This is a genomic window from Gemella haemolysans (assembly GCF_001553035.1).
Lineage (GTDB): Bacteria > Bacillota > Bacilli > Staphylococcales > Gemellaceae > Gemella > Gemella haemolysans_B.
Genome location: NZ_KQ959982.1, coordinates 46,977 through 67,386 on the forward strand (window position 1 = coordinate 46,977; position 20,410 = coordinate 67,386).

The window sequence follows — 20,410 nt, forward strand, 5'->3', positions numbered from 1 at the left end:
ATACGGTTGATAATAAATATCAGCCGTATTTATTATAGACCCAGAATCTTTGTGAGGGTGACTCGACAAAACTGATTTCTCAGAAATCACGATTTTTGAGTCACTCCATTTTTTCTTAATATTTAGTAAAAGTTTAAAATATGTATATAAACAAATAAGGATGTATGTTAGAATAATATGTAATAGTAATTATATCGACGTAGGAAGGATAATGAAATGGAAGTATTTAATAGTCTTTGGTTTGAATTTACTAAATTACCAGAAATAACGGCGATAGTATTAGGTGGATCTAGAAGTGGTAATAACTATGACAGAAGTTCTGATTATGACCTATATATTTATTGTGGAAATATACCTAATAAAGATGTAAGAAAATTAATTTTAGGTAAATATTGTTCTTATATTGAGTTAGAAAATCAATTTTGGGAAGTAGAAGATAATTGTACTTTATCTAATGGAATAGATTTAGATATTATTTATAGAAATATAAATGATTTTGAGAATATTATAGAAAATGTTGTTGAAAAACATCAAGCGAATAACGGATATACAACATGCTTTTTGCATAATTTGATAAATAGTAAAGTTCTATATGATCCACATAAAGAATTTTATAGAATAAAAGAAAGATTTTCAGTACCATTCTCAAAAGAGTTAAAAGAAAATATTATTTCAAAAAATTTTCGTTTATTAACAGGGAATTTACCTTCTTATGATAAACAGATTATAAAGGCATTTGATCGCGGAGATTTTGTGAGTGTAAATCATCGTATCGCAGCATTTATAGAATCTTATTTTGATATTATATTTGCAGTAAATGAACTTACTCATCCAGGAGAAAAGAGAATGATATAGTATGCTAAAGAACATTCTAAAATTCTCCCTAAGGATTTTGAAGAGAATATGAATGAATTATTAAGTAGTATAGGTAGTAATATAAATGATGTAGAAAACAATTTGAAAACAATTATAAAAAATTTAGAAGATATTATTTAATTTCTGATATATTATAGGATGCTGAATTTTGTACAGTATAAATTTTCTAATCGTTTTTCATCGATTTTAGTATCATTCATTATACTTTGAAAGTTTTGAAATTGTTTTTCAGAACTTTCTTTTTTAATATTCAATTACATTTATGTTATAATAAGGAAGTTAATGTAAAATTAAATGAGTCTAAAAAAATAGGGCACAAAATTGATTTTACAATGAATAATAAAATTTGATTGTATAGAAATATTGAGGTAATATATGCAAAAGAAAAATAAAATAGTAATACAAGGAGCAAGAGAAAATAATCTAAAAAATATAGATTTAGAAATTCCACGTGATCAGTTTGTTGTTATTACTGGATTAAGTGGTAGTGGTAAAAGTTCACTAGCCTTTGACACTATCTATGCAGAAGGACAACGTCGTTATGTAGAAAGTCTTAGTGCTTATGCTAGGCAGTTTCTTGGTAATTTAGAAAAGCCAGATGTTGACCTTATAGAAGGATTATCACCAGCTATATCAATAAATCAAAAAACAACATCCAAAAACCCTAGGTCAACTGTAGCAACAGTAACAGAAATTTACGATTACTTGCGTCTACTTTATGCAAGAATTGGAGAAATCTACTGTCCTAATCATCATGAAAAGATTGAGAGTAGTTCAATAAGTCAAATCGTAGATGCTATTATGTTAATGCCGGAACGTAGTAGAATCCAAATAGTAGCACCGATTGTTAAGGATAAAAAAGGTACTCATAAAAAATTAATAGATAAACTAATAAAAGATGGATATATTCGATTCAAAATTGATGGTGAATTATACGAAGTTGGAGATATTCCAGAATTAGATAAAAATAAAAAACATTCTATTAGTGTAATTATTGATAGGATAGTTATTAAAGAGGGAATTGAAACTCGTTTAGCAGATTCATTAGAAACGTCATTAAACCTTTCTAATAATGATTTAGTAGAAATAGATGATGTTAAAGAAGAAACTACACAATTATTCTCAACTAAGTATAGTTGTAAACATTGTGATTTTACATTAGGAGATTTAGAGCCTCGTATCTTCTCGTTTAATAATCCACAAGGAGCTTGTCCTGAGTGTGATGGTTTAGGGATGCACGAAACGGTAGATGTTAACAAAATTATTCAAAAAGACTTAACGATAAATGAAGGAGCTATATTAGTTTATAATAATGCGACTTCGACATATTATCCAAGTTTAATTAAATGCGCATGTGAACACTTCGGAATTGATATGGATACTCCATTCAAAGACTTAAACAATGAACAACAACAAATTATTTTATATGGAAATAATCATGAAGAAATTACTCATAAATATATTAATGATGAAGGCGTAATGCGTTCACGTATTGTATATTTTGAAGGAGTAGCGAATAATATTCTTAGACGATATAAATCAGGAATGACTAGAGCAACAAGAGAAGCTATGGCTAAGTATATTAAAGAAGATTCGTGTCGTAGCTGTAAAGGGCAAAGATTAAAACCAGAAATCTTATCAGTATATGTTGCAGAAAAAAATATTGCAGAAGTTTGTGAAATGTCTATTAAAGATAGTTATGAATTTTTCCAAAATATAAAACTAAGTGAAAAAGACTATGCAATAGCTAAATTAGTACTTAAAGAAATTAAATCAAGATTACAGTTTTTAAATGATGTTGGTTTAGATTATTTAACGCTAGATAGATCTTCAGGAACATTATCAGGAGGAGAAGCTCAGCGTATCCGATTAGCAACGCAAATTGGTTCGAAGCTTATGGGTGTAACATACATTCTTGATGAGCCGTCAATAGGGTTACACCAAAGAGATAATGAAAAACTTATTAATACTATGCTTTCTATGAGAGATTTAGGAAATACAGTATTAGTAGTAGAGCACGATGAGGATACGATGTTAGCTTGTGATTATATAGTTGATATAGGACCTAAAGCAGGAGAACATGGAGGCCAAGTAGTTGCTGTTGGAACACCTGATGAAATCATGGCGAATGAAAATTCTATAACTGGAGCTTATCTATCAGGACGAAAAAAAATAGACGTACCATCGAAAAGAAGAGAAGGTAATGGTGAAAATATTGTTATTAAGAAAGCTAGAAAAAATAATCTAAAGGACGTAAGTGTAAAATTCCCACTCGGAAAATTTATTGGGGTAACCGGGGTTTCAGGAAGTGGTAAATCAACACTTGTTAATGAAATCTTATTTAATTCAGTAAAAAATGTTCTTAATAAAGAAGAAATAGACACAACTGTTGTAAAATCAGTAGAGGGAATTGAAGGGAATATAGATAAAATTATCGATATAGACCAAAGCCCGATAGGAAGAACACCACGAAGTAACCCAGCTACATATACAGGTGTATTTGATGATATAAGAGATTTATATGCAAGTACAAATGAGGCAAAACTACGAGGATATAAAAAAGGACGATTTAGCTTTAATGTCAAAGGTGGACGTTGTGAAGCTTGTAGTGGGGATGGAATTCTAAAAATTGAAATGCACTTCTTACCTGATGTTTACGTACCTTGTGAAGTATGTAAAGGTAAACGATACAATAGAGAAACTCTAGAAGTTAAATATAAAGGAAAGAGTATTAGTGACGTCTTAGACATGACGATTAAAGAAGCATATGAATTCTTTGAAAACATTCCTAAGATTAAAAACAAACTAGAGACACTTGTTCATGTAGGACTTGATTACATAAGACTAGGTCAAAGTGCAACCACTCTTTCAGGAGGAGAAGCTCAAAGGGTAAAACTAGCAAGCGAACTTTATAAGAAATCTACAGGGAAAACATTGTATATTCTTGATGAGCCAACTACTGGATTACATATTGATGATATAAGCAGATTAATCAAAATAATTGATAAGTTAGTCGATGGTGGAAATACTGTAGTAGTGATTGAGCATAATTTAGATGTTATAAAATGCTGCGATCATCTTATAGATTTAGGACCTGAAGGAGGAGTAGGCGGAGGAACAATTTTAGCTGAATGTACTCCAGAAAAATTAGTTAAAAACAATGAAAGTTACACAGGAAAATTTCTGAAAAAACTTTTAAAATAGTAAAAATTTAATAAAAAAAATAAGTAGTGAAGAATCAAATATTAAAAATATATTTAAAAAATATTTTACATTATGAAAACCTTTTATTTAATAGGGTTTAGATGAATAAATTAAAATCGTCAGCCTGATTATACAAATTTTGAGGTTGTTTTAGTAAAGTAAGTGTGGTAAAATATAAATAGAAACTAAAGCGCTTGTAAGACTTACCATACATTCGGGCCTAACACTTTTTTAACGGGAATGAGAATCGCTTACTAGTATAAAATGCTTCCTTGAGAAGACTTTAGAACATAAGGCTATCGTACCCACCTGATTATATCAGGACCAATTTAGGTAAGAATCTACGGCGTTTTGGTTTTTTTTATGACTGGTTCTAAAAAGTATCCAGTCTTTTTTAATTTAAAAATTATATAATTTAAAAAATGGAGATAGAAATGTTACATCAATTTTCGAGAAATGAACTATTAATAGGAACTGAAGGTTTAGAATTATTAAAAAATAAGAGAGTAGGAATATTAGGAATCGGTGGTGTAGGCTCATTTGCGGCTGAATCACTAGCACGATCTGGTGTTGGTTCACTAGTGCTTATGGATAAAGATGATATTGATATTACAAATGTCAATAGACAAATTCATGCAACTACTAAAACTGTAGGATGCAGTAAAGTTCAAGAAATGAAGAAAAGAATTTTAGATATTAATCCAGAATGTGAAGTTATTGCTATTCAAGACTTTTATACTGAAGATACGTATCCTGTATTTTATGAAAAGCCACTGGACTTTGTAATAGATGCATGTGACACAGTGACATTTAAAATACATTTAATAAAATATTGTTTAGCAAACAACATCCCTGTAATTAGTGTAATGGGGGCTGCTAACAAGTTAGATCCAACAAAATTCCAAATAGCTGATATTAGCAAAACTACTGTTTGTCCATTAGCAAAAGTAATTAGAACTAAATTTAAAAAAGAAAGAATTCGTGGAAAAGTACCTGTAGTATTTTCTACAGAAAGTCCAACAATTGCCAATAAAGAATATTTAGAAAAAATCGGTAAGCAGGACTCAGCTATACGAAAAGCGAAAATTCCACCAGCTTCAAATGCATTTTGTCCATCGATCGCTGGACTTATAGCAGCAAATTATGTTTATACTACTTTATTGAAAAATATAAAAATATTAACTGTTGAAAAACCTATTTAATGAATGAAAACAACGCTGATTTAAGCGTTGTTTTATTTTTTAATATGGTTGACATATCAAAGTTTATGGTAGATTTTCTGTAAAAATTACACATAATTTGAAAATAATATTCTATATTAGCATGAAAAAAAGGTTTTAAAATTTATAATTTAATTTGATTTTTTATAAAAAACAAGGTATAATGGTTATAGATGAGAAAGGAGGATTACTTTGAAGAATAAAGGAACATTACTGGCACAAAACTTAAAAAAACTTCGAAAAATGAACAATTACTCTATGTCAACTGTAGCAGATAAACTAGAGTTATCATCTCACGGTGTATATGCGAACTGGGAATACGGACGTAACGAACCAAATGTTGCAACACTAGTATCAATAGCGAAACTATATAACGTATCTATTGATGAACTGGTAGGTTATAAAACTGAAAAAGGGGAACCAGAAGAGTTGGCAGATACTCACTTTGAAGTAATAGATATGATAAAATCACTTGATAGTGAGGATTGTAAATTAGTAGAGGAAGTTTTGAGAAGATTTAGGGGATATTCTTTTTCTAGAAATATAAATCTATAACATACTCAAATACTTAGGCTATAGAGTTATAATGTAGTAAATTAAATTAATAGTTTTAAATATAGGCTAGGTAGTAATACTTGGCCTATATTTTCCTTTTCTTAAGGAATGGGGTGATAACTATTGATGTAAAAGATTTAATGAACAAAATTCTTAATGACGCAATAGCAATTAAAGCCAGTGATATCCATATATACCCACATACATCGGGTGAATCCTTTATAAGACTCAGAGTGAAAGGACATCTGAGTGAATATGAAAAATTTTCAAATAGGGAGATAGAAGCGATAATCTCGTTATTAAAATTTAATTCTAACATTGATATCTCAAGGAATAAAGAACCACAAAGTGGGAGATTCGTTTATAAACATAATGACAAAGATTATTATTTGCGAGTTTCTACCTTACCGCTTAGTGAGCTAAATGAAGGTTGTGTAGTCAGAATTTTCATAAATGAATTAGAAGATGTTGAATACAGTATCTTTGATGAAGATAGTCAGTACATAAATGATCTTTCAAAAAGAGCTTACGGACTAGTCTTATTTTCCGGTCCTACGGGTAGTGGGAAATCTACATCAATGTATAAGTTGGCAAGTATGCTTGCTAGTAAAAATAAACAGGTAATAACAGTCGAAGATCCAGTGGAGAAAAAGATCCCCAGCCTGATTCAAATGCAAGTAAATGAAAAGGCAGGAATTACCTATGATAATGCACTTAAGTCAATTTTACGTTGTGATCCAGATGCGATGGTAATTGGTGAAATACGTGATTATAAAACAGCAAGTCAAGTAATTACATCTTCGTTTTCAGGGCATTTAGTATTGAGTACAATTCATGCTGAAGACTCTATTGGAGTAATAAATCGATTAAGAGATTTAAACCTATCATTGGAAGATATTAAACAAACTATAATTTGCATAATTTCGCAAAGATTGGTAAATTTAACAAATGGAAAAAGGGGATTAGTAACTGAAATATTAAAAAGGGGAAATATCCATGAATATATAGATAACGATAAAATACATAATTTATCTTTAGAAAAAAAATTTGAATTAGCATATGAGAAAGGATTAATTTCTGCTGATGAAAAAGAAAAATGGGGATATTAAAAAAATCCTAGATAAAGAGAATAAAATATATTTTATAAAACGTCTATATGAATTAATTAATCATGGATATATGTTAGAAGACTCACTAGAATTTCTTTTAATACAATATGATGTTGCTGATAATGAAATTAAAAAGATAAAAGAAAAACTCTCTAACGGAAATAAATTATCCGATATATTGGCATATCTTGGTTATTCACAATTAATTATAAGCAAAATAAAATTTGCAGAAGATTACGGTAGGATAGAAGATATGTTGCTCGAAGTAGAAACATATCTTACGATACAAAAAATACAACAAGAAAAGGTAATTAAAACTTTAAGATATCCACTATTTTTAACACTTACACTAATATGTCTCATAATGGTGTTTAATGCGCTAGTAATTCCACAATTTGAGAACATCTATACTTCATCTAATATTAAGATGGATCTCCAAACTATTATATTAATCAAATCACTATACTATATTCCAAAATTCATTTCTATTATTATTTTACTAATTATTTTATTTTTAAGTTACATTTTTTTTACAATTAAATATAAACCAAATCTATTTTTAAAATCACTTTTATACATTCCTAAAATTAGGAGCTATTCAAAATTATATTTTTCTTACAGATTTTCTATGGAGTTAAGTTTATTTCTAATGAGTGGATTTTCACTGAAAACAGCCCTAGAAGTAATTGCTGAGGAAAACTATGACTATTATTTAACAGAGTTTTCTATAGAAATTTTACAAGAGTTAGATAAAGGTATAAGTTTCGAAGATGCAATAGGAAAGATTAAATATTTTGACCTGTCAATTAGAAAATTTGTAAGCCATGGGAAGAATAATGGTTTGATTGATAAAGAGTTGAAATTGTTCAGTGAATTGATGTTAGATACATTTTTAACATCATTGGATAGAAATTTGAAAAAATTACAACCTATTTTATTCGGTATTTTAGCAATAGTTATAGTTGGATTGTATATGGTAATATTACTTCCAATTTTCAATATGGCTAGTTCGCTAAAATAAGGAGGAACATATGGAAAATATTATGAAAAAGTTTAAAAACAAATCTGCTTTCACGTTGATAGAAATGCTGATAGTGCTCTTTATAATAGCAATTCTATTAATTCTTATTATCCCTAATATTACTAAGAATATAGATACTGCGAAAGATAAAAGTTCAGAAGCTTACGAAAAAACAGTACAGTCTCAAGTTACAGCTTACGAAATTAATGAAAAAGATAAAGATGTTACATTTGAAAAACTAGTTGAAAAACATTATTTAGATGGCCCTGCAGATAAAGCTAGTACAGCACCTAATGGTAAGAAAATAGTAATAGCTAATGGTAAAGCAACACTTCAAAAATAGGCAGGGATTTTCTTTGGTAGAGATGATAGCCGTGTTAATGATAGTTAGTATTATTGTGATAATCCTATCAAGAATCTCTGTAAATACTTATGAAAAATATCAGGAGAGATTAGCTGTCAATGAGCTAGTGTCAGAAATTTATACTATTCAAACTAAGAGTTTAGGTAAGGATAGATCTTATATCTACTTCTTTTCAAGTGATGATGAGTATGCAGTTTTATATGATGGTCAGAAGTATTGGAAGAAAATACGTAAAAATGGTAAAGCAAAACTTGGAGCAGCTTCTGTAAAATTTGAATATTGGAGAGGAAATCTAATATCTAAAGCGAATACTGTCGATGTAAAATTTGATAATAGTTTATATCGAATAATAGTTCATTTAGATACAGGGTATGTGACACTAGATGAAATACAATAAAAAAGCTTTTACTTTTGTGGAATTGATAGGGTCACTATTTATCTGCTCTCTATTATTCGCATTTTTAATTCCAAATATGGTAAGGCAATATTCTAATCTTTATAAAATTGAAAAAGAATTAGAGATGAGAGAGATATTGTATGAAGAAATTTGTAGTCATTATAAGGACAAAAGTTTCACTACAAAGAGAAAGAATTATTACATAAGTGTTAGTGGAAATTCAGCGAAAATTGAGGATGAAGAAACGGGTGAGAAAATCAGTTATAGCTAAATCAAAACAAGGATTTACGTTGCTAGAATTGACAGTATCTCTATTCCTATTAGTAATCCTAACACTACTACTTATGTTAATATTGCAGACTACAATAAACACCTCTAAAAGATTTTTAGATTATTCAAATTATGAATATGCTTTAGCTCATAGGAAAATATTGCAGATATACAATAATAGTGCAAAGGTTACTCAAGAAAAACATTATATTATAATGACTAGTAAAGATGGCATGGAAGATGTAAGAATAAATTTCAATGATAATCAAATCTACATGGACAAGTTTAAAAATTCTAATGACTTTGCTGGATACATTCTCCTACTAAAACATATTAAGGGATATACTTTATCTGTTGAGGATGAAACTATACATATACTAATCGTAGATAAAAAATAATCATGAACGAGATATGTATTTAAAGAAAAAAGATGAAAAAACAGACAAAGAAAAAGCCAAAGAGGAGAAAGAAAAAGAAGAGATGGCAAGGAAAGAAAAAGAGAATCAAGAAAATAATAATAAGTATAATAAAACTGATAATCATGTAGAAATAGAGAAAATTAAACCAATTACTAATAACGAGGAAGGAAGTTAATACTATGAATATAAAAAAGCAAACGCAATAGTAGCATCCTTACTTGTAACGTTATTAGTTATAATAGTTATATTTAGTATTATGGGTATTTACATTAATAAAATGTACACAATAAAAAGTTTAAATGACTATTACGATAAACAAATAACACAGCAGCTAAAAGAAAATAATAAATCTAAATAATAATTAGGTCCATTCTATTTTCCAAATTGGATTTTAGGATGGACTAAATTATTTGGAAAATATCTTATAAATAGTAAAAAGAAATTATTATTGATGTTTTAAAAGATATATTAATTGTTGCTTTGTTTAATTAAATGGTTTAAAATAGAATTATATTGTCTAAAATTGAAACTAAATTTAAAGGAGATATTAATGGGTAAAAAATTATTATTAGGCCTTATAGGTGCTGGAGCAATTGCTGCAGCTACTGTATTTCATAAAAAAGAAAATCTTAGTTCAGAAGAACGAGAAAAAGTAGAAGAAGCTAAAAAGTATCTAGAAGAAAAAGGATATGTTATATCAGAAAAATCTAAGTTTCCTATTGGGGATTTAAATTTACTATCAGTTTCTTCATTACCAATGTACTATAAAGCTGCGAAAACAGTAGCTAAATATATTTTATAGTTATGTTTATACCAGAAAAGAACTATTCATTTTATGAAGATAATCCAAAAGGTAAATTAACTATTAAAAAGTTTGTAAAAGAAATGTATTATCGTCTTATGTATGATGAAATATCATTGCTTTCTGCAAATTTAAGTTATTATTTTATCTTATCTTTATTCCCAATGCTAATTGTAGCCTTGGCCTTAACTCCATATTTTAAAATCGACCAACAATTTTTACTAGAGAAGATTCAAAGCTACGCGCCAGGGGACTTAGGTGATTATCTTTTTGATATGATTTCAGAAGTCTTAAATAATAAGAATAACACGATTATCACAGTGGGGATCGTATTCACACTGTGGTCAGCATCTAGTGGTATTTATGGAATAATTATAGCATTTAATAATGCATTTAGAGTTCGTGATGGAAGAATATGGATTGTTACTAAAATAATTAGTGTAATCTTAACAGCATTGTTCTTAGTAGGGATGTTTCTTGCTTTAGCTTTAATCGTATTTGGAAAACAACTTACATACATCCTCTTCCATAAATTTAATCTAGATGAGGGATTCTATAACTTATGGTCTGTAATAAATTATACACTACCATTACTTTTTATATTCTTTGTCTTCATGTTCTTATATACTATGGGACCTAACTTGAAACTAAAAACTATTAGTATATTGCCAGGAGCGTTGTTTGCAACATTATCATGGACAGTAGTCAGTAAATTATTCGGATACTATATTGATCATTTTTCAAGTTATATCAAAACTTATGGAACAATCGGAGCATTTATGGCATTTATACTTTGGCTATATATTACAGGATATATACTAATTATAGGTGCAGAAATTAATGCAATATTCCATAATTATAAAGTAGAACACAGAGTATTTGAAGAAACTCATACAACAGAATAAAGAGGGAGTGACTCAAAAATCGTGATTTCGTAGAAATCGATTTTGTCGAGTCACCCCCGCACAGTTTATTAGATATCTAAAAAGCTTTTCTAAAGCGCATTTAGATATCAATAAACCACTGCGTCTATGAGTTTTCATATACACTTTGTTAAAATTTAGAACTTTTAGGTCAGCTCCTAGTCAGTAGGTATTTTATAATATTAGTAGAATCAAATAACAAGCAAGTACAAAATGTGCTTGTTTTTTATTTTTCTTAATGCAGATTGTAAATGATGAATACTTAATATATGACTTAATAATTTAAGCAGAAATATATAAAAAGAAAGTGTTTTATAGTATAATTGTAGATACTTAATTAAGAACATTGATTAAAGATTGAGAGGATAACACTATGGAAAAAGAAATATATCTAGCAGGAGGATGTTTCTGGGGAGTGGAAGGTTATTTTGCACAACTTGATGGAGTAATTACTACAAAAGTTGGATACAGTAATGGACAAACTGCAGAAACTACTTATCAACAAATTAAAACAACAGACCATGCAGAGGTTATTTACTTAAAATACGATAATTCAGTATTACCATTAAATAATGTACTACGTCACTATTTCAGAATTATAGATCCAGTAAGTATTAATAAACAAGGTGGAGATAGAGGTCGTCAATATAGAACAGGAATTTATTATGTTGACGAAGAAACAAGAGAAGAAGTAGTTAAATTTATAGAAGAACTTCAAAAAAATTACACTAAAAAAATTGCTGTAGAAGTAGAAGAGGTAAACAACTACATCGATGCAGAAGAATATCATCAAAAATACCTTGAGAAGAACCCTACAGGATATTGTCATGTGGACTTGAGTTTAGCGAAAAAAAGCCTGTAAATTGTAAAATAAGTTTGAAATAATTACAAAAAAAAGGTAAAATATAAGTAAGTATAAATAAAAACAAGGAGTTAGAAAATGACAAACATTTTAATTTTCGGACACAAAAATCCAGATACTGATACAATTTGTTCAAGTATCGTTTATAACAACTTAAAAAGAATTCAAGGAATGGATTCAGAAACTGTAAGACTTGGGGAAATCAATGATGAAACTAAATACGCTTTAGAATACTTTAACGTAAGATTACCACGTTTAGTAGAAGAAGTAGAAGAAGGACAAAACGTAATTTTAGTTGACCACAATGAGTTCCAACAATCAGCTAATGGAATTGAGAAAGCTGTTATTCGTGAAGTAATCGATCACCACCGTATCGCAAACTTCGAAACAGCAGCACCACTATACTATCGTGCTGAGCCACTAGGATGTACAGCTACAATCCTAAAAAAAATCTATGAAGAGCAAAATGTTAACATCGACAAACAAATGGCGGGATTAATGTTATCAGCTATTATCTCTGATTCATTATTATTCAAATCTCCAACATGTACTTTACAAGATAAAGTTGCAGCTGAAGAATTAGCAAAAATTGCAGAAGTAGATGCACAAGAGTATGGTCTTGCTATGCTTAAAGCTGGAGCATCTACAACTGATAAAACAGCTGAAACCCTAATCTCTTTAGACGCTAAAGAATTCGTTTTAGGAGCAGATAAACTAGTGGTAGCTCAAATTAACACAGTTGATGCTAATGAAGTAGCGGAAAGAAAAGAAGAATTAGTTAAAGCTATTAATGCTGAACTTTCTTCAAAAGGATTAGCAGCATATGTATTTGTAATCACTAATATCTTAACTTCAGATTCAGAAGTATTAGTATTAGGTGAAAAACAAGATAAAGTAGCAGCAGCATTTGAAAAAACTCTAGAAAATGACTTTATGACACTAGAAGGTGTTGTATCACGTAAAAAACAAGTAGTTCCTCAAATTACAGAAGAGTTTTCAAAATAATTAATAAAAATAAATTTTAAGAAAGTGAGGACAGTGGTTTCTCACTTTCTAATTTATATAAAATAGCAATCGAAAGGAAATATATGGACACATTTAAGGCAATATATTGGCCCTTTTTGAAAAAGATTATTATAAACACTTTAGTTGTAATAGCATTTGCAGGATTAACACAAGGTAAACTAAAAATTGATCATCCAATATATGGATTTCTAGGTGCATTGCTTATTACAATTTTATTTACACTAATTCGACCGTTATTATTAGTAACAGTAATAATAACAATATTTAGTCTTGGGCTATTTTCATTATTAGTGAGGACGTTATTAGTATATTCAGTATCTTATATACTATCACCGCATTTTGAAATAGCATCGTTTTGGACAGCAGTAGGCTTAGTATTAGTGATTAAAATTTTTAATTTTATTTTTAATACTAATGAGAGAACTATAATAATTAAAACATTCAAAAAATAAGTAAAAGGAAAAATAAATATGCAAAAAATTACAACAAGAGAGCTTGCTGAGATATTAAACTTAGAAGTGATAAGTGGAGAAAGAGGGCTAGATAGGTTAATAACAACCGATGAATTATCACGTCCAGCATTACAACTTGCAGGATATTTTTCTCACTATTCACCTAAAAGAATACAAATTCTTGGTACTAGTGAATTATCTTTTTTCAAATTAATTCCAGACATAGAGAAAAAATCAAGAATGCGTATGTTATGTACGCGTGTAACACCGTGCATTATTATTTCACGTGAATTAGAAGTGCCGAAAGAACTGATAGAAGCGGCCAATAAATATGATACACCAGTATTAAGATGTAGACAAGATACTACTAAATTGATGGGGAATATTTCTAACCATCTTCGAAGAGTATTTGCACCTACAACTTCAATTCACGGAGTATTTATTGAAGTTTATGGTATTGGAGTCTTAATAACAGGAGAAAGTGGAATCGGTAAGAGTGAAATAGCGTTAGAACTTATCAAACGTGGACATCGTCTAGTTGCTGATGATAGAGTAGATATTAGAGAGATAGAAAAAGGATTCTTAATCGGAAGTTGCGAATCTACATTAATAAAGCATTTATTGGAGATTCGTGGATTAGGAATTATTAATGTAATGACATTATTCGGTACAGGAGCAGTACGTAGTGATAAGAGATTACAGTTAAATATTCACTTAGAAACATGGAACGATCAAAAACAATACGATAGAATTGGTTTAGGTAACGAAAGTAAAGAAATTCTTAATTCAAAAATTGAGAAGAAAACAATTCCAGTAAGACCTGGGCGAAATGTTGCAATCATTATAGAATCTGCTGCTATGAACTATAGATTAAATCAAATGGGAATTAACACAGCTAAAGAGTTCACTACTAAATTAGCAGAAGAAATAAAAAGAAATAATATGAATAATGGGGTGAAATAATATGATATTAGGTTACTTAGATCCGATCGCTTTTCACTTATTTACAAAACCAGTCTACTGGTATGGAATTATTATAGCGACTACGGTATTTTTTGCATACTACCTAGCTGATAGAGAAGCTACAAAAAGAGGATTGAAAAAAGATACAATGTTAGATTTATTGCTAATAGCTTTACCTATAGCGTTTATCTTTGCTCGTGCGTACTATGTAATATTCAGATGGGAATTTTATAAAGGTGATTTCGCTAGTATGATAGCCATTTGGGATGGTGGAATAGCTATATACGGTGGTTTAATTGGTGGATTTGTAGTGTTATACTTCTTTGCAAGAAGAAGAGGGATAAAAATTATCAAGTTATTAGATATAATAGCGCCAAGTTTACTAGTAGGACAAATGCTAGGTCGTTGGGGAAACTTTTTCAATCATGAAGCATACGGCGAAGCAGTCAGTCAACAATATCTGCAAGATAGATTTATTCCAAACTTTATTATAGAAAATATGTATATTGATGGAGCTTACCGTCAACCAACATTCCTATATGAAAGTTTATGGTGCTTTATTGCACTTGTAATACTTCTATTAATTAGAAATAAACTAGCTCAAAGTGAAGTTTTCGCTGCATACTTAATCTTGTATGGAGTAGAGAGATTTATCGTTGAAGGAATGAGAACAGATTCACTATATCTAGGGAGCTTGAGAGTTTCTCAAGTCCTTTCACTAGTATTTGTAGTAGGAAGTCTGATATACTTAATAGTGCTTAATACAAAATATAAAGATAAGAAGATTTTGTATAGAGAATCATAAAAGAGAAGGTGGAAAATATGATAGAAAAAATTTATGATCTAATTATAGTAGGAGCAGGACCAGCAGGTATGACTGCTTCAATCTATGCATCACGTGCGAATATGTCAGTATTGATGCTAGAAAGAAAATATCCAGGTGGTCAAATGCTATCAACTGAAGAAATTGAGAACTATACTGGATATGAGATGATTACAGGACCTGAACTATCAGAAAAAATGTTCGAACACTCTAAAAAATTTGGTACAGAATTTGGTTTTGGAAACATAACAGAAGTTGGAGTTAGAGATGGACTTAAATATGTAGTTGCTGGTGAAAAAGAATATGTAGCGAAATCAATCATAATTGCAACAGGATCAGAACACAAAAATCTTGATGTTCCTGGAGAAGAACAGTTTTCAGGAAAAGGTGTAAGTTACTGTGCAGTTTGTGATGGTGCATTCTTTAGAAACAAAGAAGTAGTAGTTATCGGTGGAGGAGATTCAGCTGTAGAAGAAGCTTTATACTTATCTAACCTAGCTACTAAAGTAACTATCGTTCACAGACGTGATGAACTACGTGCACAAAAAATTCTACAAGATAGAGCATTCGCTAAAGAAAATATCGAATTCGTTTGGGATAGTGTTGCCTACGAAATTAAAGGTGAAAGAAAAGTTTCTTCAATTGAAATAAGAAATGTAAAAACTGGTGAAGAAAGTTCTATTAAAGCTGATGGAGTATTCATCTATGTTGGTATGTTACCACAAACTCAAGATTTCAGAGATTTAGGAATTACTAATGAAGCTGGATATATCCCAACTAATGAAAAATTAGAAACATCAGTACCTGGTATTTTTGCAGCTGGAGATGTACGTGAAAAAGAAATCCGTCAAGTAATCACAGCAGCATCTGATGGAGCTATAGCAGCACAAAGTGCTTATAGCTTTGTAGAAGGTTTAGAATAATAAAGTAAGAAGAGAAACTCTATTGATAGTTTCTCTTCTTTGATTTTTTATAAAAAAAAAAGAAACCTACTGAGTATTGATAAAAAACTCAGTAGGTAATTTTCTTGCGAAAATAGTTTAATAATTATTTGTTGTTGTATTTTTTAGCCAAGTAAGGCATAATTAATCCTAATGAAAGTAGAACTATTGGTGTTGCGATGTTCATAATTGTTTGGAAAGTACTTTCTGGAGTGTACATACCAGAAATACAAGCAAACGTTGTCAAGAAGAAACACCAAGCTCCAAGTCCCATACCTACATATTTATTCTTAACAAATTTGTATTCAGATTGGAATTTTTCAGCTGATTTTTTCAAGAAGATATATGCAGCGAATACCCATAGGTAACGTAATGGCATAGTAACAGCGTTAAGCTTAACTAACCATCTGAATAAATCATTAACTTCTTTAATTCCAAACATTGGGATAATTAGTAAGATAGAAACGATAACCCCAACAAGTTTTAATCCGTTAACGTAAACGTCGTTTTCGTTCTTAACTAATAATTTCTTAGGAATGTATTTCTCGTCAGCACTACTTAATAACATACGTAGCGGAGCATCGATAGAAATAATAACAACAGAAACTTGTCCGATTAAATCAACAATTGCATAGATAACTAAGAATAAATTACCTACACCGTAGTAGTTACCTAAAGTTTGGAAAGCGTAGTAAGTTCCGTTTGTAAGTAAGTCTTTAGGAATATTGTTTGTATCAAACATTAAAGCAAGGGCAAAAGTCCCAAGAATCGCAGTTGTACAAACCATAACTACTAGAGCAATCATTCCACGAGGAAAGTCTTTTGAAGGATTTTTCATCTTATTAACATAAGGTGAAATCTTCTCACAACCACCTACCGCAAATACTAAAATCGCGATTGATGTAATATATTTAACATCAAATGTTGGCATAAATGTATCTAATGACCAATCGATGTCAAATGTTTTAGCACCAGTAATAGATGGTGCAGTAATAGCCATAACTACAAATAATAATGACATAATAAACATTGAAGATCCGGCTAACATCGCCATTTTCTTAATTAAGTTTACTCCACGAGTTGCTAAGAATAAGGCAACTAAGAAGATAACTAAAGAAGCGATTTGTAAGTATGTGATATCCATTTTACTAATACGGTTATCACGGAATACAGTCCAACTAAACGCTGCGATAATACGTGATGGTTTTTGAGAGATATAAGGCATATGAACTACCCACATTGTCCATCCAGTATAATAAGCAAGCAGTTTACCATGTGTAGAACTAATCCAAGAACTTACACCACCACCGGCATCTTTAAAAGTAGATCCTAGCTCACCAACGATTAATGAATACGGAATAAAGTAAATTACGAAAATTAAAACCCAAGAAACTATAGATTTTAATCCACCGAATTCAGAGTATCCATTAACGACATTCCCGAACGCCCAAACAGTTGAGAATGCCATAAAGGCTAGGGTGTACCAAAATATTTTTTTTGCATCCCTCTCCATTGAGAACCTCCTAAAATATAAAATATACTAATAACTGCATAAATGCATTACTAAAATACTAGCACAGACTACATAATTATTCAAGTAAAAATAAAATAAATTAAACTAAAATTTTTTTATTTGAGAATATAATACTATTTTATAGAATATATATAATGATAGCTAATTAAATAATTAATTAAGTAAAAACAAAAGTATAGTATTGCAATATAAAAATGTAAATTTACATATTAAAAATAAATTCATATAATATTGATAATTTAATGTATATCTTAAGTTTACAAAAGATGACAATGCTTGAAATACAAACAAATTTGAATTATAATTAAATGATGGTAAAAGAAAGTTTTAAAATATAATGAGGAGTGATAAAAGGTTGAAAAAAAAATATAAAACATTAACTAGGTTAATGTTGATAATGACAGGTCTGGTAGTCATTTCATTATTAGTAACTTCCTTTTTTATGATAGAATATATAAAAAAACGTGAAGACGAAATTATTCGTCAAAAGATATATGCAACTGCGAAAGTAGTAGCTAATGATAATCGTGTAAAAGACGATATAAAACACCATAGGAAAACATTAGCGATTCAAAAATTTGCAAATAGGGTAATGGAAGAAACAGGAACTGACTTTGTAGTTATTACGGATGAGACTTTTACAAGATACAGTCATCCAATAAACGAATTTGTCGGTAAAAATTTTTCAAATATAGAAGATATTAGTTCTACATTCCATTCAGGAGATCATTATAGTAAGCAAAGTGGTGTTCTAGGAGATGGTCTTAGATTTTTTACAGCGATTAAGGATGATGACGGAAATAATATTGGTGTTGTGTGTGTAGGATATACTAAAGAAACTGTAAAAAAACAAATACTACATTCTCAAGAAAAAATATTATTTGGATTGTTGATAGGTATAGTAGTTGCAATTACGTTAGCAATAGTGTATAATAATCGACTTAAACGTATACTATTAAACTATGAACCAGAAGAAATAGCATACAATTACATCGAGAAAAATCTAATATCTGATCACGTTTCCGAAGGTATTATAGCAATAAATATGAATAAAAAAGTTATTGTTAAGAATAGTAGTGCCAATCAAATTTTGGATAAAGCCGGCTATTCTAAAGTCAAAAAAGGTGAACAGATTCCAGATAAGCTATTTGAAATTTTCTTTAGAGATATTATAGAAGAAAATCAAACAAGTCGAGATGAGTTGATCGTATTGAATCATATCGAAGTTCTTGTAAATAGAAATGCTATATATCAAAATGGAAAATTATACGGTGGCGTAGTTACACTACGTGACCAAAGTGAAATGAAGAAATTAATTACAGAATTAAGTGGTACTGAAAAATATAACGATAGTCTTCGTGAACAAAGTCACCATTTTATGAATAAACTTCATGTGCTACATGGATTAATCGAAATGAAATCTTATGATGAAGTTGAAAAATATATTTCTTATCTTAAAGATGATTATCATGAAAAGATTGGTTATATATCTGAGAGTATTAAAGTACCAGCGATAGCAGGTTTCTTACTTGCTAAGGTTAGAGAGGCTAAACAAAAAAATATATCGTTGTTAATTGATCCGGATTCAAGGATAATAAACAAAGAAGGTTTAGATGAACTCTATAATGAACTGTTGATTATACTTGGGGTATTAATAGATAACTCGATGGAATCTATAGCGGATAATGAAGAAGGAAAGATTGTTGTTTACTTATACCTAAATACAGATGAAAATATACTACTATGTCAAGTATATGATAACGGCTGTGGAATTAGTAAGGATATACTGGAGAATGTATTTGAAAGAGGATATTCAACTAAAGGAGAAAATAGAGGTTACGGACTAAATGCCGTTGACACAATTGTGAAAAAATATAATGGGTTGATAGACGTGGAAAGTGAAGTAAGTAAAACAAAATTTACGATCGAGATACCGATCAAGGAGGAACAATAATTGAGAGTACTAATAATAGAAGATGATCCAATGGTAGCAATGATACACAAAGAATACTTTAAAAAGAAAGAACTAACTGATGACTTAAGTCATGTTACATCAATAGAAGCTGCGAGAGAATATTTAGAAAACAATGATGTTGATTTAATAGTTTTAGACAACTATTTAATTGATGGACAAGGAATTGAATACTTACCAGAATTAAAAGGATATCCAATTATTATGATAACAGCAGCAAATGATGTTCAAACAGTAGAGGCTGCATTATCTAATGGAGTAGTAGACTACTTAGTTAAACCATTTACTTATGAAAGATTTTCACAAGCTATTGATAAAGTTCAAGACTATGTGAAATTATTATCAAAAGAAAAAATTAATCAGGATTTAATAGATGATTACTTAAATTCTGGAAGAGTAGAGGAAGAGGAAGATAGTCTACCTAAAGGACTTTCAAAAATTACTTTGAAAAAAGTTCTAGAAGCTATCCAACAACATAACGGTGGATTTACAACTCAACAGATTGCAGATAAGTTAGATATTTCTAGAATAACAATTAGAAAATATTTAAATCACTTAGTTAATATAAATATACTAAGTGAAGATGCAGAATACTATACATCAGGAAGACCTGTATCAGTATTTACAGTTGAATCAGAAAGTAAATTAGAAAAATTATTATAAAAATTAAAGCTAAG

22 protein-coding genes and 1 other RNA gene are annotated in these 20,410 nt (G+C 29.6%); 22 read left to right on the forward strand and 1 reads right to left on the reverse strand.

Features of this window, described 5'->3' with window-relative positions; genetic code table 11:
- Positions 1-216: 216 nt before the first annotated feature.
- From HMPREF3186_RS06925 to trxB, 20 genes are all read left to right on the forward strand, one after another.
- Complete coding sequence (locus tag HMPREF3186_RS06925; protein WP_231724181.1) at positions 217-855, forward strand: DUF4037 domain-containing protein; 639 nt, start codon at positions 217-219, stop codon at positions 853-855.
- Positions 856-1,251: 396 nt separating this feature from the next.
- Positions 1,252-4,080, forward strand: coding sequence for an excinuclease ABC subunit UvrA (gene uvrA / locus HMPREF3186_RS06930; protein ID WP_060914530.1), 2,829 nt, complete (start codon positions 1,252-1,254; stop codon positions 4,078-4,080).
- 179 nt (positions 4,081-4,259) lie between these two features.
- Positions 4,260-4,442: non-coding RNA, 6S RNA (ssrS, locus tag HMPREF3186_RS06935), on the forward strand.
- A 72-nt stretch (positions 4,443-4,514) separates the two neighbouring features.
- Entirely contained in the window at positions 4,515-5,282 is a 768-nt protein-coding gene (locus tag HMPREF3186_RS06940) for a tRNA threonylcarbamoyladenosine dehydratase (protein ID WP_060914531.1), read from the forward strand.
- 210 nt (positions 5,283-5,492) lie between these two features.
- Entirely contained in the window at positions 5,493-5,855 is a 363-nt protein-coding gene (locus HMPREF3186_RS06945) for a helix-turn-helix domain-containing protein (RefSeq protein WP_084812676.1), read from the forward strand.
- A gap of 113 nt (positions 5,856-5,968) precedes the next feature.
- Entirely contained in the window at positions 5,969-6,964 is a 996-nt protein-coding gene (gene comGA / locus HMPREF3186_RS06950) for a competence type IV pilus ATPase ComGA (RefSeq protein ID WP_060914571.1), read from the forward strand.
- Complete coding sequence (gene comGB / locus HMPREF3186_RS06955) at positions 6,939-7,985, forward strand: competence type IV pilus assembly protein ComGB (protein ID WP_060914532.1); 1,047 nt, start codon at positions 6,939-6,941, stop codon at positions 7,983-7,985. Before comGA ends, comGB begins: the two co-directional genes overlap by 26 nt.
- Before the next feature lie 10 nt (positions 7,986-7,995).
- Positions 7,996-8,328 carry a competence type IV pilus major pilin ComGC gene (gene comGC / locus HMPREF3186_RS06960; RefSeq protein WP_060914533.1) on the forward strand — a complete coding sequence of 111 codons (333 nt, stop codon included), beginning with the start codon at positions 7,996-7,998 and terminating at the stop codon, positions 8,326-8,328.
- The gene (locus tag HMPREF3186_RS06965) at positions 8,303-8,746 is read left to right on the forward strand and encodes a prepilin-type N-terminal cleavage/methylation domain-containing protein (protein WP_060914534.1); all 444 of its coding nucleotides are present in this window, start codon (positions 8,303-8,305) and stop codon (positions 8,744-8,746) included. The genes comGC and HMPREF3186_RS06965 overlap by 26 nt, the downstream gene beginning before the upstream one ends.
- The gene (locus HMPREF3186_RS06970) at positions 8,733-9,017 is read left to right on the forward strand and encodes a hypothetical protein (protein ID WP_060914535.1); all 285 of its coding nucleotides are present in this window, start codon (positions 8,733-8,735) and stop codon (positions 9,015-9,017) included. The genes HMPREF3186_RS06965 and HMPREF3186_RS06970 overlap by 14 nt, the downstream gene beginning before the upstream one ends.
- Positions 8,995-9,414, forward strand: coding sequence for a prepilin-type N-terminal cleavage/methylation domain-containing protein (locus tag HMPREF3186_RS06975; protein ID WP_060914536.1), 420 nt, complete (start codon positions 8,995-8,997; stop codon positions 9,412-9,414). The genes HMPREF3186_RS06970 and HMPREF3186_RS06975 overlap by 23 nt, the downstream gene beginning before the upstream one ends.
- 13 nt (positions 9,415-9,427) lie before the next feature.
- Complete coding sequence (locus HMPREF3186_RS09425; protein ID WP_060914537.1) at positions 9,428-9,610, forward strand: hypothetical protein; 183 nt, start codon at positions 9,428-9,430, stop codon at positions 9,608-9,610.
- A 375-nt stretch (positions 9,611-9,985) separates the two neighbouring features.
- Complete coding sequence (locus HMPREF3186_RS06985) at positions 9,986-10,237, forward strand: hypothetical protein (RefSeq protein ID WP_060914538.1); 252 nt, start codon at positions 9,986-9,988, stop codon at positions 10,235-10,237.
- A 2-nt stretch (positions 10,238-10,239) separates the two neighbouring features.
- Positions 10,240-11,142, forward strand: coding sequence for a YihY/virulence factor BrkB family protein (locus HMPREF3186_RS06990; protein WP_060914539.1), 903 nt, complete (start codon positions 10,240-10,242; stop codon positions 11,140-11,142).
- Positions 11,143-11,533: 391 nt separating this feature from the next.
- Positions 11,534-12,022, forward strand: coding sequence for a peptide-methionine (S)-S-oxide reductase MsrA (msrA, locus tag HMPREF3186_RS06995; RefSeq protein ID WP_060914540.1), 489 nt, complete (start codon positions 11,534-11,536; stop codon positions 12,020-12,022).
- A gap of 78 nt (positions 12,023-12,100) precedes the next feature.
- Positions 12,101-13,027: a manganese-dependent inorganic pyrophosphatase gene (locus HMPREF3186_RS07000; RefSeq protein ID WP_060914541.1), complete on the forward strand. Its 927-nt coding sequence runs from the start codon at positions 12,101-12,103 to the stop codon at positions 13,025-13,027.
- A gap of 83 nt (positions 13,028-13,110) precedes the next feature.
- Positions 13,111-13,500 (forward strand): phage holin family protein, encoded by a 390-nt coding sequence (locus HMPREF3186_RS07005; protein ID WP_060914542.1) that lies wholly within the window; start codon positions 13,111-13,113, stop codon positions 13,498-13,500.
- An 18-nt stretch (positions 13,501-13,518) separates the two neighbouring features.
- Positions 13,519-14,463, forward strand: coding sequence for an HPr(Ser) kinase/phosphatase (hprK, locus tag HMPREF3186_RS07010; RefSeq protein ID WP_060914543.1), 945 nt, complete (start codon positions 13,519-13,521; stop codon positions 14,461-14,463).
- Position 14,464: 1 nt separating this feature from the next.
- On the forward strand, positions 14,465-15,268 hold the full coding sequence (lgt, locus tag HMPREF3186_RS07015) for a prolipoprotein diacylglyceryl transferase (RefSeq protein WP_060914544.1): 804 nt from the start codon (positions 14,465-14,467) through the stop codon (positions 15,266-15,268).
- A gap of 17 nt (positions 15,269-15,285) precedes the next feature.
- On the forward strand, positions 15,286-16,209 hold the full coding sequence (gene trxB, locus HMPREF3186_RS07020) for a thioredoxin-disulfide reductase (RefSeq protein ID WP_060914545.1): 924 nt from the start codon (positions 15,286-15,288) through the stop codon (positions 16,207-16,209).
- 124 nt (positions 16,210-16,333) lie between these two features.
- On the opposite strand, the gene HMPREF3186_RS07025 is transcribed toward trxB, so the two are convergent.
- Entirely contained in the window at positions 16,334-17,740 is a 1,407-nt protein-coding gene (locus HMPREF3186_RS07025) for an APC family permease (RefSeq protein ID WP_060914546.1), read from the reverse strand.
- A 376-nt stretch (positions 17,741-18,116) separates the two neighbouring features.
- Here HMPREF3186_RS07025 and HMPREF3186_RS07030 point away from each other — a divergent pair, with 376 nt between their 5' ends.
- Together HMPREF3186_RS07030 and HMPREF3186_RS07035 are read left to right on the forward strand one after the other, a co-directional pair.
- Positions 18,117-19,715, forward strand: a complete 1,599-nt coding sequence (locus HMPREF3186_RS07030) for an ATP-binding protein (protein ID WP_060914547.1) — start codon at positions 18,117-18,119, stop codon at positions 19,713-19,715.
- Entirely contained in the window at positions 19,716-20,396 is a 681-nt protein-coding gene (locus HMPREF3186_RS07035; RefSeq protein ID WP_060914548.1) for a response regulator, read from the forward strand.
- Positions 20,397-20,410 lie beyond the last annotated feature (14 nt).